At 60.5% G+C, this 25,486-nt stretch carries 23 protein-coding genes and 2 pseudogenes; 15 read left to right on the top strand and 10 right to left on the bottom strand.

All coding sequences use genetic code 11. The annotated features are described in order from the left end of the window. The first annotated feature begins 20 nt into the window (after positions 1-20). The 3 genes and pseudogenes from NKI39_RS13255 to NKI39_RS13265 all read left to right on the top strand — a co-directional run. On the top strand, positions 21-899 hold the full coding sequence (locus tag NKI39_RS13255) for an SMP-30/gluconolactonase/LRE family protein (RefSeq protein WP_352542530.1): 879 nt from the start codon (positions 21-23) through the stop codon (positions 897-899). A gap of 1,150 nt (positions 900-2,049) precedes the next feature. Further along, positions 2,050-2,346, top strand: coding sequence for a type II toxin-antitoxin system Phd/YefM family antitoxin (locus tag NKI39_RS13260; RefSeq protein WP_352832303.1), 297 nt, complete (start codon positions 2,050-2,052; stop codon positions 2,344-2,346). A gap of 24 nt (positions 2,347-2,370) precedes the next feature. Beyond that, a pseudogene (locus NKI39_RS13265) lies at positions 2,371-2,709 on the top strand (plasmid maintenance toxin (PemK-like)); the annotation flags it as partial. A gap of 55 nt (positions 2,710-2,764) precedes the next feature. On the opposite strand, the gene NKI39_RS13270 reads toward NKI39_RS13265, so the two are convergent. The 4 genes from NKI39_RS13270 to NKI39_RS13285 all read right to left on the bottom strand — a co-directional run bounded on the left by NKI39_RS13270 (position 2,765) and on the right by NKI39_RS13285 (position 6,908). Then, on the bottom strand, positions 2,765-3,217 hold the full coding sequence (locus NKI39_RS13270; RefSeq protein WP_352473188.1) for an MAPEG family protein: 453 nt from the start codon (positions 3,215-3,217) through the stop codon (positions 2,765-2,767). 6 nt (positions 3,218-3,223) lie between these two features. Next, entirely contained in the window at positions 3,224-3,730 is a 507-nt protein-coding gene (locus NKI39_RS13275) for an SRPBCC domain-containing protein (RefSeq protein WP_352832223.1), read from the bottom strand. A 313-nt stretch (positions 3,731-4,043) separates the two neighbouring features. Then, positions 4,044-5,363, bottom strand: coding sequence for a DUF2130 domain-containing protein (locus NKI39_RS13280; protein WP_352832226.1), 1,320 nt, complete (start codon positions 5,361-5,363; stop codon positions 4,044-4,046). Positions 5,364-6,026: 663 nt separating this feature from the next. After that, the gene (locus NKI39_RS13285) at positions 6,027-6,908 is read right to left on the bottom strand and encodes a LysR family transcriptional regulator (RefSeq protein ID WP_352832229.1); all 882 of its coding nucleotides are present in this window, start codon (positions 6,906-6,908) and stop codon (positions 6,027-6,029) included. A gap of 184 nt (positions 6,909-7,092) precedes the next feature. Between NKI39_RS13285 and NKI39_RS13290 the strand changes: the two genes are divergently transcribed. The 4 genes from NKI39_RS13290 (at position 7,093) to NKI39_RS34300 (ending at position 12,598) form a co-directional block, all read left to right on the top strand. Next, positions 7,093-9,321, top strand: coding sequence for a xanthine dehydrogenase family protein molybdopterin-binding subunit (locus NKI39_RS13290; protein WP_352832232.1), 2,229 nt, complete (start codon positions 7,093-7,095; stop codon positions 9,319-9,321). Positions 9,322-9,334: 13 nt separating this feature from the next. Next, on the top strand, positions 9,335-9,784 hold the full coding sequence (locus NKI39_RS13295; RefSeq protein ID WP_352832234.1) for a (2Fe-2S)-binding protein: 450 nt from the start codon (positions 9,335-9,337) through the stop codon (positions 9,782-9,784). Positions 9,785-10,347: 563 nt separating this feature from the next. Then, positions 10,348-11,433: an MBL fold metallo-hydrolase gene (locus NKI39_RS13300; RefSeq protein ID WP_352832237.1), complete on the top strand. Its 1,086-nt coding sequence runs from the start codon at positions 10,348-10,350 to the stop codon at positions 11,431-11,433. An 850-nt stretch (positions 11,434-12,283) separates the two neighbouring features. Then, on the top strand, positions 12,284-12,598 hold the full coding sequence (locus NKI39_RS34300; RefSeq protein ID WP_502898568.1) for a Y4oE-related protein: 315 nt from the start codon (positions 12,284-12,286) through the stop codon (positions 12,596-12,598). A 191-nt stretch (positions 12,599-12,789) separates the two neighbouring features. Here NKI39_RS34300 and NKI39_RS13305 read toward each other — a convergent pair whose 3' ends face one another. From NKI39_RS13305 to NKI39_RS13330, 6 genes and pseudogenes are all read right to left on the bottom strand, one after another. Continuing rightward, positions 12,790-13,041 carry a hypothetical protein gene (locus tag NKI39_RS13305; protein ID WP_023722511.1) on the bottom strand — a complete coding sequence of 84 codons (252 nt, stop codon included), beginning with the start codon at positions 13,039-13,041 and terminating at the stop codon, positions 12,790-12,792. Further along, positions 13,038-13,466: a putative toxin-antitoxin system toxin component, PIN family gene (locus tag NKI39_RS13310; RefSeq protein WP_352832240.1), complete on the bottom strand. Its 429-nt coding sequence runs from the start codon at positions 13,464-13,466 to the stop codon at positions 13,038-13,040. Before NKI39_RS13310 ends, NKI39_RS13305 begins: the two co-directional genes overlap by 4 nt. 493 nt (positions 13,467-13,959) lie before the next feature. Further along, complete coding sequence (locus tag NKI39_RS13315; protein ID WP_352832243.1) at positions 13,960-14,355, bottom strand: hypothetical protein; 396 nt, start codon at positions 14,353-14,355, stop codon at positions 13,960-13,962. After that, a complete protein-coding gene (locus tag NKI39_RS13320) occupies positions 14,348-14,599 on the bottom strand; it encodes a type II toxin-antitoxin system Phd/YefM family antitoxin (RefSeq protein WP_352474563.1) in 252 nt (83 codons plus the stop codon). The genes NKI39_RS13315 and NKI39_RS13320 overlap by 8 nt, the downstream gene beginning before the upstream one ends. Positions 14,600-14,844: 245 nt before the next feature. After that, positions 14,845-15,096: pseudogene (locus NKI39_RS13325) on the bottom strand (Tn3 family transposase); the annotation flags it as partial. Between the two features lie 1,321 nt (positions 15,097-16,417). Further along, the gene (locus tag NKI39_RS13330; RefSeq protein WP_352832246.1) at positions 16,418-16,681 is read right to left on the bottom strand and encodes a VanZ family protein; all 264 of its coding nucleotides are present in this window, start codon (positions 16,679-16,681) and stop codon (positions 16,418-16,420) included. 656 nt (positions 16,682-17,337) lie between these two features. Here NKI39_RS13330 and NKI39_RS13335 point away from each other — a divergent pair. The 8 genes from NKI39_RS13335 (at position 17,338) to NKI39_RS13370 (ending at position 25,395) form a co-directional block, all read left to right on the top strand. Beyond that, the gene (locus NKI39_RS13335) at positions 17,338-18,540 is read left to right on the top strand and encodes an ABC transporter substrate-binding protein (protein WP_352832249.1); all 1,203 of its coding nucleotides are present in this window, start codon (positions 17,338-17,340) and stop codon (positions 18,538-18,540) included. 78 nt (positions 18,541-18,618) lie between these two features. Continuing rightward, on the top strand, positions 18,619-19,485 hold the full coding sequence (locus tag NKI39_RS13340) for a branched-chain amino acid ABC transporter permease (RefSeq protein ID WP_352452194.1): 867 nt from the start codon (positions 18,619-18,621) through the stop codon (positions 19,483-19,485). A gap of 5 nt (positions 19,486-19,490) precedes the next feature. Then, the gene (locus NKI39_RS13345; RefSeq protein WP_352832252.1) at positions 19,491-20,465 is read left to right on the top strand and encodes a branched-chain amino acid ABC transporter permease; all 975 of its coding nucleotides are present in this window, start codon (positions 19,491-19,493) and stop codon (positions 20,463-20,465) included. A gap of 4 nt (positions 20,466-20,469) precedes the next feature. After that, positions 20,470-21,249 (top strand): ABC transporter ATP-binding protein, encoded by a 780-nt coding sequence (locus NKI39_RS13350; RefSeq protein WP_352474568.1) that lies wholly within the window; start codon positions 20,470-20,472, stop codon positions 21,247-21,249. A gap of 2 nt (positions 21,250-21,251) precedes the next feature. After that, positions 21,252-21,974: an ABC transporter ATP-binding protein gene (locus NKI39_RS13355; RefSeq protein ID WP_352775705.1), complete on the top strand. Its 723-nt coding sequence runs from the start codon at positions 21,252-21,254 to the stop codon at positions 21,972-21,974. Between the two features lie 8 nt (positions 21,975-21,982). Then, positions 21,983-22,723, top strand: a complete 741-nt coding sequence (locus NKI39_RS13360) for an aspartate/glutamate racemase family protein (protein WP_352832255.1) — start codon at positions 21,983-21,985, stop codon at positions 22,721-22,723. 102 nt (positions 22,724-22,825) lie between these two features. Beyond that, positions 22,826-23,530 (top strand): GntR family transcriptional regulator, encoded by a 705-nt coding sequence (locus NKI39_RS13365; protein WP_352832305.1) that lies wholly within the window; start codon positions 22,826-22,828, stop codon positions 23,528-23,530. Positions 23,531-24,252: 722 nt separating this feature from the next. Then, on the top strand, positions 24,253-25,395 hold the full coding sequence (locus tag NKI39_RS13370) for an MFS transporter (protein ID WP_352822560.1): 1,143 nt from the start codon (positions 24,253-24,255) through the stop codon (positions 25,393-25,395). The last annotated feature ends 91 nt before the right edge of the window (positions 25,396-25,486 follow it).

Here is a 25,486-nt window from a genome sequence, read left to right on the forward strand (position 1 = left end):
TTCGAACAGAGGAGGACGGCATGAAGATCGAAGTCGTGGTGGACGTGAAGACCACGCTGGGCGAGGGACCGCTGTGGGACGTTGAACAGGAGCGCCTCTACTGGATCGACAGTTTCGACGGGCGTGTGTTTCGGGCAACCGCCGACGGTAGTGAGATCCGTTGCTGGGACGTGCCGATGAAGATCGGTTCGATGGCATTGCGCAAGGACGGCGGCGGCGCTGTGGTATCGCTGCAGCGCGGTTTCCATCTGCTTGATTTCGCCACCGGCGAGGTGACGCCGATTCACGATCCGGAGCCGGACAGGCCGATGAACCGGCTCAATGACGGCAAGGTCGACCGGCGCGGCCGCTTCTTCGCCGGCTCAATGGACACGATGGAAGAGGGACCCTCCGGCGGACTCTACCGGCTCGATCCGGATTTCTCCGTTACCAGAATAGATTCCGGCATCATCTGCTCGAACGGTCCGTGCTGGAGCCCGGACGACCGCACCTTTTATTTCGCCGACACCTGGACCGGCGAGATCTGGGCCTACGACTACGACATCGCAACCGGTGCCGCCACCAACCGGCGCACTTTCACGCGTGTCGATACCAGCCGGGGCGGGGCGGCTGACGGCTCAACTGTCGATGCGGAAGGATTCCTGTGGAACGCGCTGGTCTATGATGGCAGGCTGGTCCGCTACGCGCCCGACGGCAGCGTTGATCGCATCATCGACATGCCCGTCAAGAAGATCACCAGCGTCATGTTCGGCGGGCCGAGGCTCGACACCCTGTACGTCACTTCGATGGCCAAGCCGCCGCTGCCGCGCTTTCCGGGCGACGGCGTTTTACGAGGCAGCCTTTTTGCCATCACCGGCCTCGGCGTAACGGGAGTTCCCGAGCCAAGATTTGCCGCGTAAATCGGTGCGTAATGGCGATGTCCTTCCTGCCTGCTTGGTGCCACCCCAACGTCCCGCCGCAGGGCAACTGGTGCTGGAAGCTCGTGCCCTGCGGTTCTGATGGAACCCACAATGAGAGGCTTGAGGCGCCTTCGCCTGACGTGCGTGCGAACATGTCCCTGGAGAAACCATCAACCGAGCGTTGGAAACCTGCTCGCAACAAGAAATCCACCCATTAGCAACTCCAACGCATCGAGTGCCTCTTCATCCCGCAAATTGGTCAGAGCTACGCTGTCCACCAAGACAACCTTTTCATTGTCTATGTCATAGACTTCCCAAAGCCCGTCCCTGATCCTTCGGATGGCGTGTCGACGCTCCATAAGCCGAACCTAATACTCGAGTCGCGGCGACGTTGACAGAAAATTCGGGCACGAGCCGATCATAATAGTGGAAAACCGCAGGTCGCCCTGACGATGCTCTTACGATCGAGTCCACGAAGAAGCGCTTCAGAAAACGAAGAGCACCGATGGCGGCAGCACGACAGGCGCTGCGCCGGCTATCACCAGTCCTGTGTTGAGGGCAGGTTGGTTTCCGCCATCAATCGCTTCGTCATCGACCACAAGGCTGCAGTCATAGCCCTTCGTCTGGACCGACGATCCCGACAAAATCATCACGGCCGCCGTGCGCGGGCACCAGGTGCTGGAGTCGATCCATAGCATTGACTATAGCATTGTGGCGGTCCGCGAATGCCCACTCTGCGGCAAGCGGCCAATAGGCAAGTTCGACCCCAAACAGACGTCCTCGTCAGTCTTTCGCTAGTCGAGAGCTGCCGCGGGACGTATTGCGCTAGTGCCGCGGGATGCTCTTCGGTCATTGGCTCATAACGGTCGGGGCTTTCCTCAACCAGCCTTGCCGCCACAGACAGCCTTATTCCTGTTCGTCACAGCAACGTCCGGCATCATTTCCAGTTGCGGCTGCCTACAGCAAGTGGAGGTGTTCTGGGCGTTGCGTCTTGGACAATATCGGCGGCGCACTCGCAGAACGAACTCAGGCGAACGGACGGGAGCCTTTGGAAGCTGCCCTGTCACTGCCTCGTTTTCCATTTGGCGGGCGTCCGACATTTGCGGAAGCCCGGAAAGCCCGTATATTCCGGAATAAAAGAGTCTCGCCGATAACCACAACCGTCACCGCCGCCGCCGTCTCGAAAAATTTTGGCGCCTATCAGGATGCCGCGGTCCGCGACCCGGTAATCACCAAAAACGGTCGCCCTCGCACGGTGCTGCTGGCCTATGAGGATTTTGTCCGGCTGTCGAAGCGCGACCGGCGGGTCGATCTGACAGCGGAACTCGCCTCGGACGAGATCGCCGCGGTCGAAGCCTCTGAAATGGAGCCGGATCTCGACCATCTCAACGACGAGCTCTCTGGGTCAAAACCCTCCGGTCGAAACCCCTCGGGGCAAAAGGCCTGACGGCAACAAAATGCCACCGGCTGAATCAAGGTCGGCCACGTCTTCCGTTACTCCTACCTCTGGCATTGGCAACATCGCGAAGGCCGCGAGGAAGGCGACAAGGACCGGCCCTGCCTGGTGCTCGCGCTGGTCGCCATGCAGGAGGACGGCTCGCCGGTCGTCCGGGTCCTGCCGATCACCCATACGCCGCCGTCCGATCCCGATGATGCCATCGAGATTCCGGCTGCGGTCAAGCTGCGTTTGCGGCTTGACGGTGAGCGGTCGTGGATCGTTTTGACGGAAAGTAACCGGTTCGCCTGGCCGGGGCCTGACATCCGGCCGCTGGAGACGGAGAGCGGCTACTACGGGCCGCTGCCACTGGCGACGACGTCCGTGAACGACAGGGTTGGAGCTTTCGGTACTGATATACGGTTCTACCTCAGGCAAAGAGCAAATCGTGGACTACGGCGCCCATCAGGACAACGATTGCGAGCAGGGAGACTGCAAAAGCGATCGTGCGCCAAGGCTGCATGGCCTTCAGATAGACTATCGAATGTACGATCCTGGCGACTACAAAAATTGCGAAAATGGGAATTGCAATTGCTGCCTTTCCTCCCGTGAAAACAAAGAGCAGGCCCAGCAGCAGAAATGGATAGATCGTGGCCTCGGCATTGCGGTGTGCGCGCAGGAGCCGCGCGACAGTTGGCGGGTCAATTTCTGACACGGGTACACCATAGCGAGCCCCATCCTCCGGATTGATTGCCACGCCACCCTTCGCGCGGATCGCCCCGCTGGAAGCCCAGAGCATCAGAAGATTAAGGCATAGAACGACGCAGGTGATGGCATACGCCACCAGAGCCGCATCTGCCGCTGTCCAGATTGATTGTTGCATCTAATGTTACTCGCCGCTGCTCGGAGCAGTTGACGGAGAGCTGGATGTCCGTTGTGCCATCGCGCCAATATGTGCGGCAAGGTTGTCCAATGTCTTGGCCGTTCCGGTGTCGATGCCCATTTTCAGATATTGCTCCAACCGTTCCGCCGAGCCGCACTCGATCCTCACCGTCAGAAACGTCTTGCCGCCAGTCTCGTCGAGAATGACACGCCCGATCGCCCCCATTGCTTCGAAGACGAGATGACGCGGCGGTGCGATCTCGCGATAGACGCCAGCGAACTGGTTGGCGACAGGGGGATGCCGGTTGACGAACCTGAAGGCCCCTCCCGGACGCAGGTCGATCTCGCATTGTGCGAGCGGTTCGCCTGATGGATCCCACCAGCATGCCACATGCTCCGGCTGCGTCCATGCCTCGAAGACCTGTTCACAGGGCGCAGCAAGCACGCGCGTCAGAATGATCGTGTGCTTGTCCCGGTCGAGTATCAGGTCGGTGTTCGCGATCCCTGCCAGCATGCTACTTCTCCTTTTTGCCCATTTTTTCGAGGTGGCGATTCAGATTGTCGAGCCTGTCTTCCCATTGGCTGCGAAACGGCTCTACCCACTCGGCAATATCCTTGAGAGCCGTTGTCACCAGCTTGCGCGGTCGCCGCTGCGCATCACGTCCGCGTTCGATGAAACCCGCATCCTGGGCCGTCGGCTAGGCATGACGATTGCCTCGGGTGGGCGGGCTTCTTTTGCTTACCCTATCCGAGGAGTCCGATGGGTATGTCTGGGGAAGCCGCTCCAGATTGCCAATCGTTTTCCTGTTGAGCTGCATACCGATTGCCTATTCGGCACCGGGCGGAGATATTTCAATGGCCAGGACCTCCAAGCCGTCAATTTCTTGCATCACCTTTCCAGCGATGCCTTGCAAGTCGCCGTACATCCCCGCGGTCGACTCGATTACGCCTTGTATTTGAGCCTCCCGCTTGGCCCACAGGCGTGTTGTGGCCTTGCGTTCCTTGGCCAGGTCCTCCTGCATATCAGAGAACTTTTCGACGATGGCCTCGACGCGATGGCGGAACCGCGGACCGGTCAGATAGCCATAGACCTGCTCCATTTTGGTGGCTTGGCCGTCCTGGGCGAGGCGGGAGTTCGCCAGCTCGATGAGTGATTGTCGCAGTATGATTGCGATCGGCATCGCGCATTTGGGATGGGCGACATAGACCCCGTCCAGAAGATCGAAGGTTTCCACCCCGGGAGGCAGCGCTTCCGAGATCATAAGCGCAATGTCCGCCTTTGCGGCCCGCTGATCCGCCCTGAGCTTCCCCAACCAACCCTGGCTCCAGTTCTTGGTGCGTTTCGATTCCCACAAAATGGCGCCGCATGGCTGGCCGGCCGGTCCGACGACGCGGTGCAGGACATCTCCGCCGAACTCACCCTTGGCAACCGGTTCAATGACGTCCATCGGGAACCGGCCGGCAATGAGGGCCTCCAGCTGAAGCTCCAGAACTTCACCCTGCAGCTGCTGGGAACCCTGTTCCGCACGGCGCTTCAGCCCCTCAATCTGACGCTGCATGCCTGCGATCTGTTCTTCCTTTTCCGCGACCTTCATTTTGAGCTCGTCTTCCGCTTCCGACCTCGCCTTGACGCGAACGGCGTCCAGCCCCTCCTGGATCTTCCTTTCGATGGTCAGCGCCATCTCCCGGCTTTCGTCGTCAAGCGCACGCTGCTTTTTCAGGAATTCCGCCTGTTGCTGCTGGGCCTCGGTGAGCTTTTCGTCGCGCGCCTTCAACGTCGCCTCCAGCTCGGCAAGCTTCGTATCCTTGTCCTCCAGGTCTACCGAAAGCAGCAATTTTGCCTTGCGGGCTTCCTCGACCGCGATTGCGGCACGCTCAAGCTTGATTTGCCCAGCCACCTGGTTGGCGATGTCCTCTTTGGCGGCGACGATCTCGGCCTGCTGGCGCTTGAGCTCCTCTTCTCTGGCAGCCATCGATGCCTTGCTCTGCGCCAGGCGCATTTCGTATTCTTCACGCGTGGCGGCAATCAAAGGGGCCGCGAGCGACTCATTGAGCTTGATTTCCGTCTTGCAGCTTGGGCAGCTGATTGTCGGTTCATTGAGAATCCTGTCCCCCTGCAGCATGGTATTGATGGGCTGGACGGTCATCTGCGCGCTGCCTCCCTGAGGAATCAGTTAAAGGACACGCCAGACTATATCCCGCCTTTCTGAAAAGAACAAAGAGTGAACTATTTTTCTGCGGCTCCATGAAGTCCATGTGATCGGCGATGTATCTGCACGTGCTGACTGAGAAGGCGAGGGCCGGGGAGTTTTCGGTCGGGCCTATGCTGATGGCTGCTTTGAAAGCTAATGGGTCACCGACCAGGATGGCCGGTAACGGAATCGCCTAGCCTTGCTCTAATTTAGCTTGGGCCATGTTTGCTGTGACTGAGTGGTGATCCCACAGGAATCGAACCTGTGACCTACAAATTACGAGTTTGTCAGGCGACCTTTACTGTTGCTTCCCAATGCCGGTCTTTGTACGATTGCGCTGTCTCTAACATGTTCAAGTTGTTGTAGTTTTCGTACTGCACGGCTATAATAGCGTAGACAAACCAACAGAGCGCGTGGCATTGCTTACTATGCGTCGGCCAAACCGGACTGCCGCCACTGCGCGACGGCGTCGACCCCGCCTGGTATAGCGGTCTTACCACCATGGTTGACGCCTGCGAGGTCCAGCAGCACGCCCCTTGTCATCGGTCCAGCGTGACCAAGAGTACGGTGTGCGTCAAATCCCGAACAAGGCCATGGTTTCTTTTATTCCTTTTTGGGTCAGGGCGGGCAGGCGCTCTCGATTATCCTTGCCGACAACCAATCCAGGCCAACGTCCGACGTCGATCGTGCATGCCGCACAAGGCTGAACGTAAACGGATCAATGGCGAGTGGCGTTTCAAGGACCGCAAGCCCGAACTGATCGGCGTATTTGGCGGCGAGCCGGGCCGGGACCGTTGAAGAGAGATCGCCGCTCGCCACAACGCCCATGGCCGTCATGAACATCGGGACGCTGGCGACAACCCGGCGCCGCAGCCGGCGCTTCTTCAGAGCCTGATCGACCATCCCATGAAATCCACCCCTGAATGAGACGAGGATGTGATCGAGCGATAGGTATTCTTCGAGCGACATCGCCGCGTGGTGAGCGACCGGATGGTCTTTCCTGACAACAACGACAAAGTCTTCTTCGAAGACTGGCACGGCCCGGAACTCGTCGGGCAGATCCCAGACGCGCCCGATCGCCATCTCCATTTCGTTGGTGCGCAGGGCGTTCAGGCTTTCGGTTCCGACAGCGAATTGAAACGCCACCCGGCATCCAGGTGCCTCGGCACGCAACGTCCTTATCAGCGGCGGGGCAATCACGGCGCCGACAAGGTCGTTGCCGGCGAGCCGGAACGAGCGCGTGGATGTTTCGGGGTCGAAGTGCGTGGGAACGTTGAGTGCATCCTGGGCAAGTCGAAGAATGACTTCGACTTGTGGGAGAAGCTGTGAGGCACGCTGTGTCGGTTCGAGACCGTTCGGGCGCCTGACGAACAGGGGATCGTCGAAGAGTTCCCGTAGCCGAGCCAGCGCATGGCTGACGGCAGACTGGCTGACACCCAGCGTAGCCGCAACAAGCGTTGTCTTTTGCAATCGAACGAGATCCCGAAAGATCGTCAGCATGGTGAAGTCGAGCCGGCGCAGTTTCTGCTGATCGGTGTTGGCTTTGCTAGTCAACTGCATCTCCTACTTGCTGCACCAGCCATCCTGTTCGGCCATGATATCCGAATTGTTCATATCACATATCCAGCGATTTCAGTTGAACGAATAATGACTCATCCTATGATCGAAGGCGAGAGGTTCGGTCGTGGCAGTGGCCGGTCGCAAGAAGGGATCGCTGAACTTGATGGATAGTCCACTGGGCGCACCGACCAAGGTCGGATCGCTGGATCGAAGGCAATTGCTGGTCGCGACCGGCGCTCTGCTCTTGTCGGCGCAGGTCACCGTCAAAGCGCGGGCCGCATCTTCACTCCCCGACAAATTCATCAATGCCTGGCTGCGCATCGATCCAGACGACATGGTGACGATCATGCTCTCCCAGTCGGAAATGGGACAGGGCATCCAAACCACCCTTCCTTTGGTGCTCGCCGACGAACTCGGCGCCGACTGGTCGCGCGTCGCGCTTGAATGGGCCGATTTCGATCCCGCATACCGGCACCCGCAATATCAATGGATGTTCACCGGCAACAGCGAATCGATCTCGACCTTCTTCCCGATCATGCGCACCGTTGGCGCCGCCGCACGCGAGATGCTCGTCGGCGCGGCCGCGACGCGTCTGGGGGTTGCCGCTGCGAGCCTTCGCGTCGACCAGGGCCGCATCCATCATGATCCGACTGACCGGGTGGTGAGTTTTGGTTCGGTTGCCGCTGACGCGGCAAGGCTCGATATCCCAAAGGATCCTCATCTCAGGCCGACGAGCAGCTTGGAACTGATCGGCAAGCCGCAGCCACGCGTCGACATACCCTCGAAGGTCGATGGCTCGGCGATTTTCGGCATCGACGTGAAGGTGCCCGGCATGGCGGTGGCCGCCATCCGCCGCGCTCCTTCGCAAGGGGGATCGCTGGCGGCCTTCGACCCAACGGCGATCAAGGCTGAGCGCGGTGTGCTTGCCGTCGTCGAAATTCCGTCCGGCCTCGCTGTCGTTGCCAATGACTACTGGACGGCGGAGCGGGCTCTCGATGGCGCAGAGCTTACGTTCAAGCCGGGTCCACTCGCCGGATATTCAACCAGTGGCCAAAGGGCCGAATATAGCGCGCTGCTGAAATCCGCGTCGTTCGACACGAAAGTCAAAGCGGGCGACGCTTCTGCCGTTCTGGCGGCTGCCGACAGCCCGCTGGAGGCTATCTTCGAAATCCCGGTGCAGGCGCACGCGACGATGGAGCCGATGAACTGCACGGCCCATGTGACGGACGATCGGTGCGAGTTGTGGATCCCGACACAGGGCGTCGAGATCACCCACGCTGTCGCCAAGCAGATGCTGGGTCTCGCCGACGACCAGATCATCATCCACAGAACGTTGCTGGGCGGCGGCTTTGGGCGGCGGCTGCTCGCGGATTTCGCGAAGATCGCGATCCTGGTTGCAAAGGCCGCCGGCCGCCCGGTCAAGGTCATCTGGAGTCGGGAAGAGGATTTCCGCTACGACGCCTACCGGCCGCCAATGGTCCATGCGGTGAAGGCGTCTCTCGGCAATGACGGGTTGCCGGCGGCGATGACGCATCGTGTCGTCTCGCCGTCCCACATGCTCTACATATTCCCGCGCGGTGTCATCAAGGCACAGGGCGACTGGGCGCGGCCGATCATGCCGCCGGCGGCATACGATGGCATGGCCGTCGAGGGCCTGACTGAGACGCCTTACGCCATTGCGAACTATGCGGTCGAACAACATCGCGTCGACACGCCGCTCTCGGTTTCCGTCTGGCGCACGACCGGCCACGGACCGAACAATTTCGTCCTGGAAAGCGTCATCGACGAGTTGGCGCACCGCGCCAATGCCGACCCGCTTTCGTATCGGCTGAGACTTGCCGCTTCCGATCCCCGCGCAGTCGCGGTGCTGAACGCTGTCGGCGCGCTGTGCGGCTGGCAGGCTGCATTACCGGCGGGGCGATTCCGCGGTCTGGCGCTCGCCAAAGCATTCGGCGGCTATATCGCGCAAGTCGTCGAACTCTCCGTCAAGGACAAGACCATCAAGTGTCACCATGTCTGGAGCGCCGTCGATATCGGCCAGACCCTCGACCCAGGCATTGCCAAATCCAACATCGAGGGCGGCGTGGTCTGGGGACTTTCCGGCCTGCGCACCGAGGTAACCTTCGCAGACGGCGAGATCGAGCAGACGAATTTCGATCAGTTTGACCCGCTGCACGTGTCCGAGACGCCTGTCATCACGACTCGGTTCGTCGAGAGCGGCGCCAAGCCGACAGGCGTCGGGGAGATTGGTCCCGTGCCGACGCACGCCGCTTTCTGCAACGCCGTGTTCGCCGCGACAGGCGAGCGCATCCGAGCCCTGCCGATTTCGCGCAGCGGCTACCAGCGGATCTGACGGGAGCAACGCAATGACACGATTTTCCGTCAATGGTCGCGCGGTCACGGTCGACGCCGAGCCGGACATGCCGCTGCTTTGGGCATTGCGCGATCACCTCGGCCTGACGGGCACTAAATTCGGTTGCGGCATCGCTGCCTGCGGCGCCTGTACAGTGCATGTCGATGGCCAGCCCGTGCGCTCCTGTTCCTTTTCGCTCGGTGAAGCTGAGGACAAACATGTCACGACGATCGAGGGACTTTCGGATAACCGCTCGCATCCCTTGCAGCAGGCCTGGATCGCAGAGCAGGTTCCACAATGCGGTTATTGCCAGTCCGGCATGATCATGGCCGCCGCCGCGCTGATCAACGACAAGCCGCATCCGACGGATGAAGACATCGATGCGGCAATCACCAATCTGTGCCGCTGCGGCACCTATGCCCGCATCCGCGCCGCGGTGCATCGCGGTGCGGGTGATGCGTGATGACTGGCCATCGGCTTGCGCTGGGAGCGCTCGTCGGCGTGACGATTGCCGCCGTCTCGGCGTTCGTCGCAAACGAACGGCGGCAGTACGGCCTCAGCCGACGCCTTCGCGACGGTCGCCCGCGTCATGACAAGCCCGCGTTGCCAGAATTGCCACACACTGACTGACTACCCGCGCCAGGGCGACGACCGGCATCGACATCTGTTTCGTGTGGCGCGTGGACCCGCGGATCATGGTGCGGCGGGCCTGCCATGTTCATCCTGTCATGGAAAATCGAACAATGCGGCCAGCGGCGTCCCCGGCGCCGACGAGAACTGGCGCCTCGCGCCACTCAGCATGGGCTGGGACGGCCTTTCGACAAATGAGCTCTGCGAACATTTGAAAGACCCGCGGCACAACGGAAACCGCACTGGCGATCAGGTCATCAACCATCTCAGATCGGCGCTTGTGAGATGGGCCTGGTCACCAGGTACCGATCGGACCGGGCAAGCACGAACGACCCCGCCGATCCCCTATGATGAATTCGTGATGGATGCCGAAACCTGGATGAGGAGCGGAGCTGAGTGTCCGAAATAGCCAACCCTGAGGATCTGCCGGATCGCAACACACTGAACAAAGGCGCCGCCGACCGAGGTCGCCGCCACTTCCTGCAATATGTGGCCGGTGCGACAGCCGCCCGGGCCGGGTTGTGCGGGTGCGGCATTCATCCCGCCCTTGCGGCCAGCAGCACGACTACGACGCCTGGTGCGGGACCTGTGGTCGACCCTGGCAAAGGCTACCTTGTCCAGCAGATTGGCGATGGGCTTTATTGGGTCACAGATGGTGCCTACAGCACCATGTTTCTTGTCTCTTCGACCGGGGTGATCGCTTGCGATGCGCCACCCAGCCTTGGGGAAAACTACTTTAGGGCTATCGCGGACGTCACGGACAAGCCGGTGACGCATCTGGTCTACAGCCACGAACATGTCGACCATATCGCCGGCGCGCATCTGTTTGCAAAGGACGTTACGATCGTCGCCCACGCCCGGACAGCCGAACTGCTCTCATCGCGGAAGGACCAGCGGCGCCCGGCTCCAACTGTAACCTTCGAAACGACCTATACCCTTGAGCAGGGAAACCAACACCTCGAACTGGCCTACAAGGGCATCAACCATTCGATCGACAACATCTTCATCTTCGCGCCACGCCAGAAGACTCTGATGTTCATCGACGTCGTTTATCCCGGCTGGATGCCCTACAAGAATCTCGGCGTCGCCGTCGATATTCCCGGCTTCGTCGAAGCACACCGCACTGTTCTTGCCTACGACTTCGAGAGGCTGGTCGCCGGCCACGTCAGTCGTCCTGGAAACCGCGCGGATGTCGAGACCCAGGTCGAACTGGTGAAGGACCTCGTCAAGGCGGCGGAACAGGCCTACGCGAGCCTGTCCTTTCCCGCCTTCCTGAAGCAGCATCCGCCAGGGCGCAGTGGCAAAACAGCCTGGGACCTTCATCAGGGCTATGAGCAGGCCCTGGTCTCCCAGATGCATGATGGGCTTCTAACGAAATGGCGCGACAGGCTCGCCGGGACCGAAACCTACCTGCGCGACAATTGCTGGGCGATGCTCGAAACATTCGTCGTCCAGGGCAAGCCGGATATCTCCGGGCTGTAACGCAATACTGTTTGTGGATTCAACATCTTCACGGCCTGCGAACCTGAGCAGGTATTGGCAATGGTCGAACGTCAGAACCTATCCACAGCAAAAGCCTTCGCAATTGCACGGCGGCAGGGCTTGACGTGCCCCACGGCAGGGCATGACGAGGAGTTGACGGATGGCGAACGTCGTTATCGTGGCGGGCGGCTGGCATGGAGGCTGTGAGATCACGCCTTTCGCGCGCAAGCTGCGTGAACTTGGACATGAAGTCGTTTCTGCAGCTATGCTGGACCGACGTAGCAGACCAAAGTGGATTGTCACAGCCTTCGGAGTCACCCAAGGCAGGCGCGCATCAATGTGGCGCATATCTAGCCTGGATATCTCACACAGTCTTTCGGCGCGAGGCTGGCGGCGGAGATTTGCCGGCGCTTGAGCTGCGGGCAAAGGATGTCGGCCGCTTGGAGCGGACACCGCCGCGCTCAAGGCCGAGTGCGAGGCTGGCGACCGGGCGAAGGATCTGCTGGAAGCGTTCTCAACGACGCCTGCCACGACTGTCGCCGGCGTGGCGGGCAAGCTTGAGGCCGTGTTGCACGAGGGTAAGGCCTGGGGGGAATGCTCCGAGTTCCCCTGGCCGCAAATCCGCTCGGCGCTTAGCGATCTGGTGCGCATCGCCCGGCAGAACATGCCGGAACAGTTCTTTTCACGGCGAGCAGCGTCCTAAGATCCTGAGGTGGCGGGCTGGCTGCTGTTTCCGCGGCTGAAAAATGGAGGCGCGATATTAAGATCCCGTCCAACCCAACTTCCGACTTCAGCCGAGAACCCCTCAGCTTGCAGTGAATCGTCTGCCTCACGTCACCCTTCAACCGCCATGGAATTGCCAGCGCAGAGCCCTCTTGCGGCATCTCACCATCGGGCGGTGAGCGATCCCAATCTGTTGGATGCCTTCAACCGCGATGCCGCCGTGCAGAAACGGACCGTGCCTGAAGCTGCAGAGGCAGCGACAGCCCTGTGGGGAAGGACAGCCGCAACCGCAATCGCCTGGTGCGCCGTGTCGGCGTATTGCAACGGGCGGATACGGGAGTACCGGTTCTGGTTTCGGATATTCACCGATCTTCAAGCGGGTTCGCCCGATTCCGAAGCGAAAGCAGCGTCGGGGAAGGTTCGTCCAAGCTCTTCCCGATAGGGGAGGAAGAGATTGTGTCCGGCGAGGGAACTGCCTGCTTGTCGAGAGAACGCCGGACCGAAGCCAGCCCGTCAAGGCCAGAGCCGCATCGCTGTGGCGCGTGCTGCGCCAGCCTTGACCGGAAGTTCTCGGCGCTTCCGACACAGGCAAGGCTCCGGTACGAGCCGTACCGCTCTACCCCTCGGGGTACATTACTCCGGCAATTCATCGCCCTTGATCGGCGCCTTCCCTTTGCCGGCCCGTTTCAGGATATGCAGCGCCTTGGGAAGGTCGGCACGGGCGGCGCGTTCCTGAAAGTAACTTTCCGTGCGCAGCGCCGAAAGCTTCTCAGCGACTGCCACGTTAATGAACTGGTTGAGCGGCACGCCTTCGCTCTCCGCCACCTTGCGCGCCTCATCCAGAAGCGAGAGCTGAAGCCGCAGTGCGAAATTGCTTCTCCTCATGTCTTTCTCTCCAATCGTCTCAGCGCCTCGCCCGGCGACAGGACCAAGATACCGAAGCGCTCGGCCACTTTGCCGAAATCGCGTAGGTTGAACTTCACTATAGCATCCGCCCGTCCGTTTACCGCAGCTTCCAGCACCATATCGTCGTTCGGGTCGCGAATGGCCGGTCGCCAGAGGAAGACAAGGCGAACCGGCTCGGCGACGGCCGCCACGGCATCTAGCAACGCATTCACATCCTCGGCCGACAGGCCGGAAGCCTCAAGGTGCTCAGGCCTTGTCATGACCGCCTGGTACTCGATCATCAACGGCACCGAAGCGATGAGCGTCAGCCGGCGCTCCAAAGCCGCCACCAACAGTTGGCGCGAGGCACCAGCGTCACTTCGGATCGCCGCCACCATGGTCGCCGTATCGAGAAGCAGTCTCATGCAGGCATATTGGATATCGCGTGCGATATTGCAAGAGGACCGAGCTTTTGGTAATTTGGCCCGGCTTCGGGATCCCAAATCGCAGCGCGCAAGTATTTGCACGCCACACTACGGCCGCGCGGCAACTGAACTTGTCTTGCCGATCATCACGCCGCTCAATGCCCTCGATCTATACAGAAGAGCGGGCATGCCATGGTGGACGAGGCCAAACCTGGGAACGACAGCGCAAGTCACGATTACAGGGCTGACATGTCGGCACGAGATATGGTTGAACGAGCCATCCTGTCGATCGCCCGTTTGTTGGGTCGGCGGGCTGCTCGGGAGCATTTCGAGGAATTGCAGGCGGCCAACGACAACAATGTCCACCTCTTGAGAAAACACCGTCAGAAGGGGAGGGTGGGGCCCGAGGAGAGGGCGTAGGGGCGCCCCGCGCTCCGGTGCTGGCCCGTTCGATGCGGGTAAGGACCGGAGGCCCGCCAAGAAATCAGTCCGGCTATTTGCGAACGATGCCGCGCAATCGACGCTGCGCCGCCGTCTCTTTGATCACGCCAGCAATTTTGCGGATAAATGCGGGGCTGAACGCGCCGATCTGCGTCGTCGTCACCAGATCATAGGCTTCATCGACCGGCACCCGGTTAAATTCGTCCAGGATCAGCCATGACGGATAGTCGAGGCCCCCGCGGCGGCATTCGATTTCGCTTATGGCGAGATGCGGGCGCGACCGGTCGGGTTTTTGCGAAGTCAGCGGAAAGAGAAACAAGGGTGCGGGCGTTGCTAGCGTCCGGACAACGATGCAAACCGGCCTCGCCTTGCGTCCGGATTCCTCGCCGGCGTCTGCTTCCCGCGCCCATAGGTAATAATATCGGAGCAGATCGCCAGCTTTAAGCATCGGGCGTGTCGCCGGAAATTATGGCATCCAGTCCTGTCATGAGTTCATTGTGGACATCATCCGGTGCGTCCTCGATCGTATAGGCGACCGAATGCGGCTGGCCGACGAGCTGGTGGTACTGAGCAGCGGACAGGATGACGAGCTTTTCCTTGCCGCGCTTGGTTAGGGCCACCGGCTCGATCAATGCCGTTTCGAGGATTTCGCCTGACACGCGATTCATGTCGGAGAATGTGAATTGCTTCATCGCCGTACTTCCTTTTAAAGTACCTATAATAGGTAATTCACGTAAGAAAAGCAAGAATGGTGGCGCCCACGCGCCACCTTTCCTATCAGCATCGACCCGCTCGAAAGAGCGGCATTGTCCGTTCATTGCTGAGTGCGGCGCGGTTGGTCTGGAACGTGTGGCCGTCCCAATCCTTCCATGCCTCCCAGCCTGGGGTCGGAGCAAGAACAGTTCCCAGCGACACGAGGTTGAACGGAGCATGAACGTCATGCGGCGTGGCGTAACCGAGCCGGAAGTCTGAGCGACCGGAAGCTTTCACGCATCTGATGTTCTGTATCCCAGGTATAGATGCCGGTCAGATTGATGTGTTCCCAGCTCAGCGGCGAGACGTGCTTGAGCGGATGATCCGGGATCTCGCGGTGCATTTTGCGCAAGTGGGTGACGGCCCGTTCGATATAGACCGTATTCCAATGCACGATCGCGCTAACGATGAGGTTGAGGCCGGAGGCGCGGAACGCCGCCGTCGCCGCGCCGGTCGCGCCAGCCATCGATCGTATCGGAGCGGCTGACCGCCGTGACGTGCGCTGGCAGCGATGTAGATGAGCCTAAGGACCGATTAACCATAGACACAACTTCTGCTATTGCCGAACAAGCGGATATTCCTCCGGAAGCTCATCATCCATGGCTATCGTTCAGTGCACGGCAGCCGGGGCTATAATACCTGCAGCGCATGGCCGAATCTGCTCGCGTTCGCCCTATTTCACGGCTTTCACTTCCACGCGCCGGTTGAGAGCGCGCCCCGAATCCGTGGCATTGTCAGCGATCGGCTCCATTAGCCCGCGGCCGTCACCACTATAAACGAGGTTGACAAAACAGATGGCTACACCGGGCTCAACGAGGCTATGTTGGGTCCCGCGGGCATGGTGGCTGATCAGGTACGCCATAGCTGCGAGTAAATGCGGCACCGCGGGCTCGGCCCGACCGGTGCAGGCCGATATTCCCAAAAACCTGCGTATGAAGTTACTCGGTCTTTCCACTTCCGCGCTGCTAACCACGATGAATTCCGCGGCCGCCCTGTCGTACTGCGCGCCAGATGACGAACCTTGTCGGCAATCTACCGATTTTCCGATTCTTATTCTATTCGGAGTTCTGGTTGTGATGGCGATGGTCTCCAAAGTCATCACATATTTCCGGCAGAAACAGGGGCGAAAATAACGGAGTGGGCGGCTGCGCATAACGGGCGGCGCGCTATAAACTTGGAGCCAATGTTTAATCACTGGGCTGCCTATGCAGCGTTTGAGGGCAACTGTGAAGCGGCCTTTTATCGCGGTTCTGGTCGCATCTGCGGTTCTTAAGTTCTCAGGCTAGGTCCGCAGTCGATCCAATGATCAAGGCCGAACAGAGCGCGCTAATCAGATGTAATTTGGGGTCGGCCGCAAAACTAGCGGTCCAGCCTGGCGCCCCGAGTATCTTAGCAAGAAAAGCGCAGCAATTGTGCGCGGGAGAAGACGCAACGTACGACCGCGTGGTGCGATTGTCCCTTCGTTACAAGGTGATCGCCGACAGATACATGCGCAAAATACATGCCTCTCAATTGAGGTCTAATGCAGCGATGATTGTTAAAGTCCGCGCTCTGATGAAAAAGAGAAGGCCATAACTCCCCTCGGCTGCTATGCGCAGATCGGCTTGCGGATGATAGTCTCAGTGATCGCTGCGGCCTTACTCAATGCTCTCTGAAGTCCTGCAGCGAAGCGTGACGTAGATCCTCTTCGCCGCGCATATGCTTCACGCGGCCGATTAGCCCAGCTTGACGGGTCGTGACCTAGGAGAATCCGCTGACTAATTCTTTGTCCAGCTTGCAATTGCGAGCCCGCAAGCGACGCCGACACAATCGGCAAACCAGTCGAACATATCCATGTCGCGGCCTATCATTTGCATGCCCTGGAGGATCTCGATCGCGGCGCCGGTAAGAGCAAGAAAAATGGTCAGTCTTGCCCTGTGCTCTGGCCAACCGAGACTGCCGATAGCCGTCAACACGACGAAAGCTGCGGCGTGATTGAGCTTGTCATCATGAGAGGTGAAGCCGAAGCCAAAATTCTGCAAAAGCCACTCCGGTGAGAGTGCGAGCACGAGGACACCGGCCAGTGTGACCAGAAAAGCAGTCCTTGCGGCGATGGGAAAAGATCTTGCACGCAAAAAAATGGGGTCACTCCTTTTCCGACGTTACAGGCCGGTACTTCGAACATAGCCGTCCGCACGTAGCGGCACATCGGAACAGAGTCCACTGCCGCGGGAGGGCTAGGCAAAAGCCATTAGCTGGCCTTCCGCGTTCAATGCGGCAGGATCAGGGCGGGCGTCAACCACCCGAGAGCTGAGTCGCTCATGCTCCAGCATTTTCGGCACGCGCCGTCTGCACCATTCGCGAAGTTCGTCGCGGGAGCCCGAGAGCTGCTCTCGTTGGCGACCGGGTGGGCATCATCGGCGGAATGAACTCGGGACGGCCGGCGCCGGTACTACAACTTTACGCACCCAGTCAATACTAGGCACAAAGCTTATATTAGCCAGAGCGAACGGAACGTGATTCTGGAAGGGAAGCCGCGATGCTGCGGACCGCGTCCTTCATCTACGACCGCACAAGATTGTCAACAATCTGTAAAAGTTTTGTTGACAGATAATAGATTTGAGCCCTCACTCACAAAACTCCGCGTATCGGTCGAGTTCTGTCGCAACAATGCGCGGCCTCCAAAGGGGAAAGAACAATGATCAATAGACGTTCAATAGTCACATTCGCCGCGCTCGGCACCGTCTCTGCGCTGGCAATCATGGCCGGCGGCACAATCACGGTGCACGCCGCCAACAAGGAACTCAAGATCGGCTTTGTCGGCGTGACGAGTGGCGCGGCCGCTGCGTGGGGCACATCCAACGTCCGCTCGATGCAGACGCGCGCCGCCTGGATCAACGAAACCGGCGGTGTGAAGATTGGTGACGAGACCTATGACATCAAAATCGTCACCTTCGACGATCAGAAGGACCCCAAGCGGGCGATCGCCGGCATGGAGAAGATGGCCCAGGAGGGCATCCACTACGTCGTCGGTCCGAATGTTGACGATGGCGCGGCGGCGGTGCGTCCCGTGGCAGAATCCAAGGGCATCATCTATTTTCCCTACGCATTCCCGAAGGAACTCTACACCCCACCGGCGTCCAACGCTGTGCTCGGCATGATCGCCAACTACCAGTCAGCTCCGGCGATCTACAAATATCTCATGGAAAACAGGGGCGTAAGAAAAGTTGCCTTTGTCGCCGCCAACGAATCCGATCCGCTGAGCCAGCGGGATGGCGGTGTTGCCGCGGCAAAGGCGCTCGGACTTGAGGTTGTGGCTGCCACGGACGTCTACCAAAACGATACCCGCGATTTCACACCGGTACTGACGCCGATCGTTCTGCAAAAACCGGACCTGCTGGTGCTTTCGGGTGTCGCGCCCGGCAATGCGCCGCTGCTGATCCGCGCCGCGCGCGAGCTCGGCTACGAAGGTCTGATCTCCACCGAAACGGCGCAGGATGCCAAGGTGCTGGAAGAGGGCGCGGGTGAGTTGGCCAACGGCTTCATCTCAGTCGGCGGCGCATCGACGCCCGAAATCGCGTCCGACATGATGAAGGAGTTCGTCGACCGCTATACGAAAATGTTCGGCGAATACAATGACGAGTCCAACACCAAGGTCTACGCGCTCGAATACATCATCGAGACGCTGAAGGCGAACCCGGCCGCGATCGACAATGTCGAGGAGTTCAAGAAGACGATCGACACTTTCTCGGCGCCCAATCCCTATCTGAAGGGCGATGCCAAGCTGACCTATGTCGGAATGACGTCGTTTGGCCAGAAGCGCCAGCTTTCGGTCCCGATGGTGGTCACGGAATACCGCGACGGCAAGTTCGAGACGCTCTTCGTCGCTCAAGTCGATTGACGCAACTGCACTGAAGCGGATTGCCGCAGAGGCTCGTGCATTCGTCTTGAGCCTCTGAATGGCCGGGGAACCATCCTGATGGAACAAGTCATCGCCAACGGGCTCTATCTTGGCGCGCAATACGCCTTGATCGCGCTCGGTCTGACCCTGATCTTCGCGCTGATGAACGTGCTTAACTTTGCCCATGGGCAGATGTACGTTCTCGGCGGCTTCATCACCTACACCGTCTATGGCCAGCTCGGCATGCCTTTCGTCGTCGCGCTCGTTGCGTCCGGGATCACGCTGCTGGTTATTGGAGCGCTGGTCGAGAAATTCCTTTTCAGAACGGTGATCAAGCGAAGCGTGCGGGAGGAAAGTACGATGCTTCTCGCGGCGGCGGTCGCATTCTTCCTCGACGCCGTGATCCTCCTCCTGTTCGGTGAAAAGCAGCGCGGCGTGCCGAAGATCGTCAACGGCGTCTTCGTCTCCGACAGCCTCATAATGCCTTACGACCGGCTGCTGGTCGGCGCACTCGCCATACTGTTCATCGCCTCCTTCGTGCTTTTCATGCAGTACAGCAAGCCGGGACGCGCCATGCGGGCGCTGGCGCAGGACCGGGTCGCGGCGCAGCTTATGGGCGTCGAGGTCGACCGCTATTCGATGATCGGCTTTGCGCTCGGCGCCATGCTTGCCGGCATAGTCGGCGGCCTGCTGGTCGCCATCACCGGCGTCAATTCGGGCATCGGCGGGCCGATCTCGATCAAGGCGTTCTTGATGGTGATGATCGGCGGGGCCGGCGTGGTCAGCGGAGCGATCGCCGGCGGCTTCATCCTCGGCATGATGGAATCGGTCGGCCTGACGGTGCTACGCCAATATGGCGACGTCACTTATCTAGTCATCTTCGCCGCGCTGATGGTGTTCCTGAGCATCCGCCCGAACGGGCTCATGGGCAAGCCGTGGGGGTGATCGACATGAAGCGTACACGCAACATCCTCGGCGTCGCTGTCTTCCTGCTGGTCGTACTCATCGGCGTGCCCTGGCTGATCGAGACGACCGGTCGGCTCGACCTCTACTACACGCTGACTTCGGTCGCGCTGCTCAGCATCGCCAGCGCCGGGGTGTGGGTGACTTTCTACATCGGCCGCATCAATATCGGCCAGGGCGCCTTCGCGCTTATGGGCGGCTATGTTTCGGCCATCCTTGTCGTCCAGTATGGTGTGTCGTTCTGGCTGACACTGCCGCTGGCTGGGCTGTTCTGCGCCGCTGCAAGCGTGCTGATCGGGCTGCCCATCCTCAGGCTTCGCGGCGTCTATTTCGCCATGGTCACGCTGGTTTTGACCGAAGTGGCGCGGCTGCTCGCGCTGGCACTGCCGATCACCAACGGAGCCAAGGGCATGGTCAGCATTCCGCTCCCTGGCGGCATCTCGATCTTCGGGCTGAGCATCCTTCCGGATTTCGCGACGCTCGTCAATCCGCGTCCCGCCTTCTATCTGGTGTCGGTTGCGCTGATGGTGCTGTGCTTTGCCGGGCTTTACCGCCTTGTCCATTCGCGCATCGGCAAACTCTGCCAGTCGTTGCAGCAGAACGAGGAACTGGCCTCCTCGATCGGCGTCAACATCGCCTATTTGCGCGTCATCGCCTATGCCATCTCCTCATTCCTCGGCGGTCTCGGCGGTGCGATGTTCGTCGCCATCTCGCAATCGATCTATCCGTCGAGCTTCACCGTCACCGACTCGGTGAACTTCATGCTGAACTGCTTCCTCGGCGGGCTCGGCCACGTCTTCGGGCCGATGATCGGCACCTTCGTGCTCTATTTCGGCTGGGATTTCCTGTTCGAGACCGGCGAGTTCCAGTTGCTGATCTTCTCTTCGGTGCTGATCGCGCTGATGCTCTTCCTTCCCAACGGCCTGCTCAGCCTCAGGCTGTTCGGCAAGAAGCAGGGCTAGGACCATGACTGAGCTTCTCCAGATCAAGGCAGTGACCAAACGCTTCGGCGGGCTGGTCGCGGTCAACAATGTTTCCTTCGCGGTCCGCGAACGCGAGATCCTTTCCGTCATCGGCCCCAACGGCGCCGGCAAGTCAACGCTGTTCAAGTTGATTTCCTCTTTCCTCAATCCGACCTCGGGCGAAGTGCTGTTCCGGGGAGAGCGGATCTCAGGCCTGGCGCCGCATATCGTCGCCCGGAAGGGCGTGGTGCGCACGTTCCAGGAGACGACGATCTTCAAGGGCATGACGGTGCGCGACAATGTCATAATCGCGCATCACCTGCGTTCCAATGCCAGCCTTGCCGGCTTCTATCTCGGCACGAATACCGCACGACGCGACGAGGATGAATTCGGCCGCTCGGCCGACGAGATCATCGACTTCCTCGGTCTCGGCGCGCAACGGCATGAGATCGCCAGCACGCTGCCGCACGGCCATCTGCGCGCGCTCGGGATTGCCATCGGGCTCGCCACGAACCCGACCGTGCTTCTGCTCGACGAGCCCTTCGCCGGCATGAACCATGACGAAACCGTGCGCGCGGTGGAGATGGTGCGCGGCGTGCGGAAGCGCGGCGTGACTGTCCTGCTGGTCGAGCACGATATGCCCGCCGTCATGAACATTTCCGACCGCATCGTCGTCCTGAACTTCGGTGTGAAAATCGCCGAGGGAACGCCGAAGGAAATCCAGGAGAACGAAAAGGTCATCGAGGCCTATCTCGGCGCCGAAGATGAGACGATCGGATTTTAGCCATGAGCGAACTGCTGAAGGTCTCGGACGTCGAACTCTACTACGAGCATGTCTATGCACTGAAGGGTGTGTCGCTGAGCGTCAACGAGGGCGAGACGGTAGCGCTGATCGGCGCGAACGGCGCGGGAAAATCTTCGATCCTGCGCGCCATCACCGGCCTGAAGAAGGTCCGCAGCGGCCAGATTCATTTCCAGGGCCACCGCATCGACGGAACGCGCCCGGACGAGCTGGTCAGGATGGGCATCGCCATGGTACCTGAGGGTCGGCGCGTCTTTTCCTACATGACGGTGCGCGACAATCTGATGATGGGCGCCTTCACCCGAACCGACAAGGCCGAAATCGCAAGGACGCTGGACATGGTGCTCGGGCGCTTCCCGCGCCTGAAGGAACGCTATTCCCAGACGGCGGGTACGATGAGCGGCGGCGAACAGCAGATGCTGGTGATCGGGCGGGCGCTGATGGCCAAACCGAAGCTTCTGCTGCTCGATGAACCCTCGCTCGGCGTCGCGCCGAAGCTCGTTCAGGACATCGCCCGCTCGATCGTCGCGATCAACCGCGACGAAAAGGTCAGCGTGCTGCTGGTCGAGCAGAATTCGCGCATGGCGCTGCGCATCTCGCAGCGTGCCTACGCACTGACGACCGGAAAGATCGCGCTGGCCGGACATTCGGCTGAGCTGCTTGGCGACGACCGGGTCAAGAAACTCTATCTCGGCGGCGAAATATGAAAGCGCAAATGGACGTACTTGTCGTCAATCCCAACACCACCGCGTCGATGACCGAAAAGATCGGCGAGGCGGCGCGCCGCGCGGCTTCGGCCGGCACCAGGATCATCGCCGTCAATCCGAACGACGGGCCGCCGAGCGTCGAAGGCTATTTCGACGAGGTCTTCGCCATCCCGGGAATGATCGGCGAGATCCAAAAACATCCGGCGGCGAGCGCCTGCGTCATCGCCTGCTTCGACGACACCGGCCTCGACGCAGTACGCTGCGTCGGCGAGATGCCGGTGGTCGGTATCGGCGAAGCGGCGTTTCACATGGCGAGCCTGATTGCCGGCAAGTTCAGCGTGGTGACGACACTGTCGCGTTCGGTGCCGGCGATCGAGCACAATCTGGTGCGGTACGGCCTCGCCAGCCGCTGCGCCAGGGTGCGGGCCAGCGACGTTCCCGTTCTGGAGCTCGAAGTGCCCGGCTCCAACGCCCGCCATCGAATTTCGGAGGAGATCGAGCGCGCCATCCGCGACGACCGGGCCGAAGCGATTGTGCTGGGATGCGCCGGCATGGCCGACCTCGCCGCCGCGCTCAGCCGCGAACATAGCCTTCCCGTGCTCGACGGCGTCGCCTGCGCAGTAAAACTCTGTGAGAGCCTCGTCGGCCTTGGCCTGTCGACCTCAAAGCGCGGCGGCTACCAGGTTCCACTCGAAAAATCCTTCGCCGGAATCTTTGCGTCCTTTTCGCCCTCCGGCCGTGTATCCTGATGCGTGCAAAATTGTTGACATTCCCACACAGGATGTTCGATGTCCGGCCGGAAACGCGGTGTTCGCGCCGCTAAGCGATCCGGCCGCCGGGACAATGAGACGATGGACCTGCTTGGGCCAAAGCCACGGGATGGCGAAAAGCCGACGATGCGCTGGTTTCCGGTCTATGCCGGCCTGCGCGACGCCATCGTCAGCCACCGCCTCGCACCGGGCACAAAACTACCCGAGGACGAACTCGCCTCGATCTATTCGGTGAGCCGCGCGGTGATACGCGCGGCGCTGCAGGCGCTGTCGCATGACCGCTTGGCTCGGCTCGAGCCGAACCGCGGCGCGTTCGTCGCCCAGCCGACCAAGCAGGAAGCGCGCGAGGTGTTCGAAGCGCGGGCGCTGATCGAGCCCAAGGTCGCGGCGCTTGCCGCCGAAGTGGCAAAGCCGGCCGAGATCGCGCAACTGCGGCTTCATCTCGAAAAAGAGCACGAGGCCCTGCATGCCGGCCGCGACAGCGACGCCATCATGCTGTCGGCAAAATTCCATGTCGGCATCGCCGAAATCGCCGGCCATTCTATCCTGACCGGTTTCGTCAAAGACCTGCTGTCGCGGTCGTCGCTGATCATCGCGCTCTACTGGGGCCGCCGCGACACCACCTGCGAAAGCCACGCCCATCACGCCCTCGTCGATGCCATCGAAAAGCACGACGCACAAAACGCGTCCGACCTGATGCAAAGCCATCTCGTCGAACTTCTGTCGGGCCTTGATCTGTCACTTGGCGAGAAGAAGCCCGAGAGCCTGTCGGACATCTTGCGCTGATCTGCGCTGTCAAACTCTTCGCCAAGCTTCGCATTGCACATGTCGTCGCGATGCTGGACGAATATCGGATCACCCGCAACCGACACCGGCCAACGAAGCTCGCGCGTAAGTGGCTCTCAAAGCTAGTAAAGCCGAAGTGCCATACTGGATCGCCCCGATCGGGCGCTCACGGCGACGCCAGGATGCACGTTATCCCGCAATCCTGACCTGGCGCCTACCTCTGAAACGTCCCAATGCGACATTTCTACTTGCCAGTAACGCGACGTTCGAACTTGGTTGCAACATGATCCCGGGTTGATTGGCGATCCTGCCCCCGGTCCACTCGGTTCCGAAACGGCACCATGCGCCATCTCGGGACGTTCGCCAATGCGGCGGGGAACTTCGCGATCCGATCCTTCTCGGACCTTCCCTGAATGCAAGATCACGGGCAGGTTCTGACCCTATTCCCGACCTTGACAGCCAAGTGCAATATGCGCCGGTTGCGTCTTCGGTCGTTGCAAGCCTTGACACGATATGATTCAGCATTGTTGGGCGGCAGCCCGAGGATTGAAACCGATATTCGTCTCGCTGGAATGTCTAACGCGACTCCGTCATGATGTCCCAGCCCTGTCGAGCGACGCTGCCAAAGCCGTTGACGCCAACGCAGGTGATGAGGGCAGGCTAGACCAGTGCAGCAGATCCGCCCGGCGACTTTTCTTTTTGCGGCCCGAGCCCTGCGCGACATGGGCGATGGCTTCGTGGCCGTTCTGTTGCCGGTCTATCTCCTCGCATTAGGCTTCGCGCCTCTGCAGGTCGGCATCATTGCAACCGGATCGCTGCTCGGTTCAGCGCTCTTGACCATCGCCGTCGGACTCCTTGGTGCCCGACACGATCACCGCCAACTCCTGCTTGCCGCCGCCAGTCTGATGGTCGCCACGGGTGTGGCCTTTGCTGTGGTCCACGACTACGCGCTGCTTTTGGTGATCGCCTTCGCAGGCACCATCAACCCGTCGGCCGGCAGCGTCAGCGTGTTCGTGCCCTTAGAGCATGCCGTCCTCACACGCGAAGTCACCGACGCCGCGCGGACCAAGATGTTCGCGCGCTACAGCCTTGTGGGTGCGCTCGCAGCCGCGGTTGGCGCGCTCGCTTCGGCGACACCTGATCTTCTGGCTCCAGCCGGTCTCGATCAACTCACCGGCATCAAGGCGATGTTCGTGCTCTATGCGTTGCTGGGCCTGCTCGGCGGTCTCCTTTACGCGCAGATCCCGCAGCGCCGTCCAACGTCGGACTCCGGCAGCACGTCCGCGCTTGGCCCCTCGCGGAATATCGTTTTCAGGCTTGCGGCCCTTTTTAGCCTTGATGCCTTTGCCGGCGGCTTCCTCGTCCAGTCGCTGCTTGCCCTGTGGCTTTTCGAAAAATTCGACCTGTCGCTTTCGGAAGCGGGCTTTTTCTTCTTCTGGTCCGGCGTGCTTTCGGCGTTCTCATTCCCCGTTGCCGCCTGGCTGTCGCGGCACATCGGACTCATCAACACGATGGTGTTCACACACATTCCGTCCAGCATCGCCCTGATGCTGGCGGCGCTTGCGCCGACGCTCCCTCTGGCGCTCGCCCTGCTGCTGATCCGTGCCGCGCTTTCGCAGATGGACGTCCCGACGCGCTCATCTTACGTCATGGCGGTCGTGACGGAGGCGGAGCGGGCAGCCGCCGCGAGCTTCACATCGGTACCGCGCAGTTTGGCTGCCGCAGCCAGTCCCGCCCTGGCGGGCGCTCTGTTCGCTGCCTCGTTCCGGGCATGGCCCCTCCTGATCTGCGGCACACTCAAAATCATTTATGATCTGCTGCTACTGATGCAGTTCCAGAACGTCAAGCCGCCAGAGGAACGCTGATATTTGGGTTGCTTGACCGGGAGGGGTCAATCGCGAAGGCAAACGTTGGAAAAGTCATCGATCACTTCGGCTCTGACTCCGGACTTGTCGA

The sequence above is a fragment of the Mesorhizobium sp. M0664 genome, assembly GCF_040320565.1.
GTDB lineage: Bacteria > Pseudomonadota > Alphaproteobacteria > Rhizobiales > Rhizobiaceae > Mesorhizobium.

Bases quoted from the DNA above. Each gene is read 5' to 3' on its own strand.
- NKI39_RS13310 (WP_352832240.1), bottom strand. From the start codon at position 13,466: ATGAGACTGCTTCTCGATACGGCGACCATGGTGGCGGCGATCCGAAGT.
- NKI39_RS13275 (WP_352832223.1), bottom strand. From the start codon at position 3,730: ATGCTGGCAGGGATCGCGAACACCGACCTGATACTCGACCGGGACAAG.
- NKI39_RS13370 (WP_352822560.1), top strand. From the start codon at position 24,253: ATGGGCGATGGCTTCGTGGCCGTTCTGTTGCCGGTCTATCTCCTCGCA.
- NKI39_RS13280 (WP_352832226.1), bottom strand. From the start codon at position 5,363: ATGACCGTCCAGCCCATCAATACCATGCTGCAGGGGGACAGGATTCTC.
- NKI39_RS13270 (WP_352473188.1), bottom strand. From the start codon at position 3,217: ATGCAACAATCAATCTGGACAGCGGCAGATGCGGCTCTGGTGGCGTAT.
- NKI39_RS13255 (WP_352542530.1), top strand. From the start codon at position 21: ATGAAGATCGAAGTCGTGGTGGACGTGAAGACCACGCTGGGCGAGGGA.
- NKI39_RS13355 (WP_352775705.1), top strand. From the start codon at position 21,252: ATGAGCGAACTGCTGAAGGTCTCGGACGTCGAACTCTACTACGAGCAT.
- NKI39_RS13335 (WP_352832249.1), top strand. From the start codon at position 17,338: ATGATCAATAGACGTTCAATAGTCACATTCGCCGCGCTCGGCACCGTC.
- NKI39_RS34300 (WP_502898568.1), top strand. From the start codon at position 12,284: ATGGAATTGCCAGCGCAGAGCCCTCTTGCGGCATCTCACCATCGGGCG.
- NKI39_RS13320 (WP_352474563.1), bottom strand. From the start codon at position 14,599: ATGAAGCAATTCACATTCTCCGACATGAATCGCGTGTCAGGCGAAATC.
- NKI39_RS13345 (WP_352832252.1), top strand. From the start codon at position 19,491: ATGAAGCGTACACGCAACATCCTCGGCGTCGCTGTCTTCCTGCTGGTC.
- NKI39_RS13365 (WP_352832305.1), top strand. From the start codon at position 22,826: ATGGACCTGCTTGGGCCAAAGCCACGGGATGGCGAAAAGCCGACGATG.
- NKI39_RS13340 (WP_352452194.1), top strand. From the start codon at position 18,619: ATGGAACAAGTCATCGCCAACGGGCTCTATCTTGGCGCGCAATACGCC.
- NKI39_RS13295 (WP_352832234.1), top strand. From the start codon at position 9,335: ATGACACGATTTTCCGTCAATGGTCGCGCGGTCACGGTCGACGCCGAG.
- NKI39_RS13350 (WP_352474568.1), top strand. From the start codon at position 20,470: ATGACTGAGCTTCTCCAGATCAAGGCAGTGACCAAACGCTTCGGCGGG.
- NKI39_RS13360 (WP_352832255.1), top strand. From the start codon at position 21,983: ATGGACGTACTTGTCGTCAATCCCAACACCACCGCGTCGATGACCGAA.
- NKI39_RS13285 (WP_352832229.1), bottom strand. From the start codon at position 6,908: ATGCTGACGATCTTTCGGGATCTCGTTCGATTGCAAAAGACAACGCTT.
- NKI39_RS13315 (WP_352832243.1), bottom strand. From the start codon at position 14,355: ATGCTTAAAGCTGGCGATCTGCTCCGATATTATTACCTATGGGCGCGG.
- NKI39_RS13305 (WP_023722511.1), bottom strand. From the start codon at position 13,041: ATGAGGAGAAGCAATTTCGCACTGCGGCTTCAGCTCTCGCTTCTGGAT.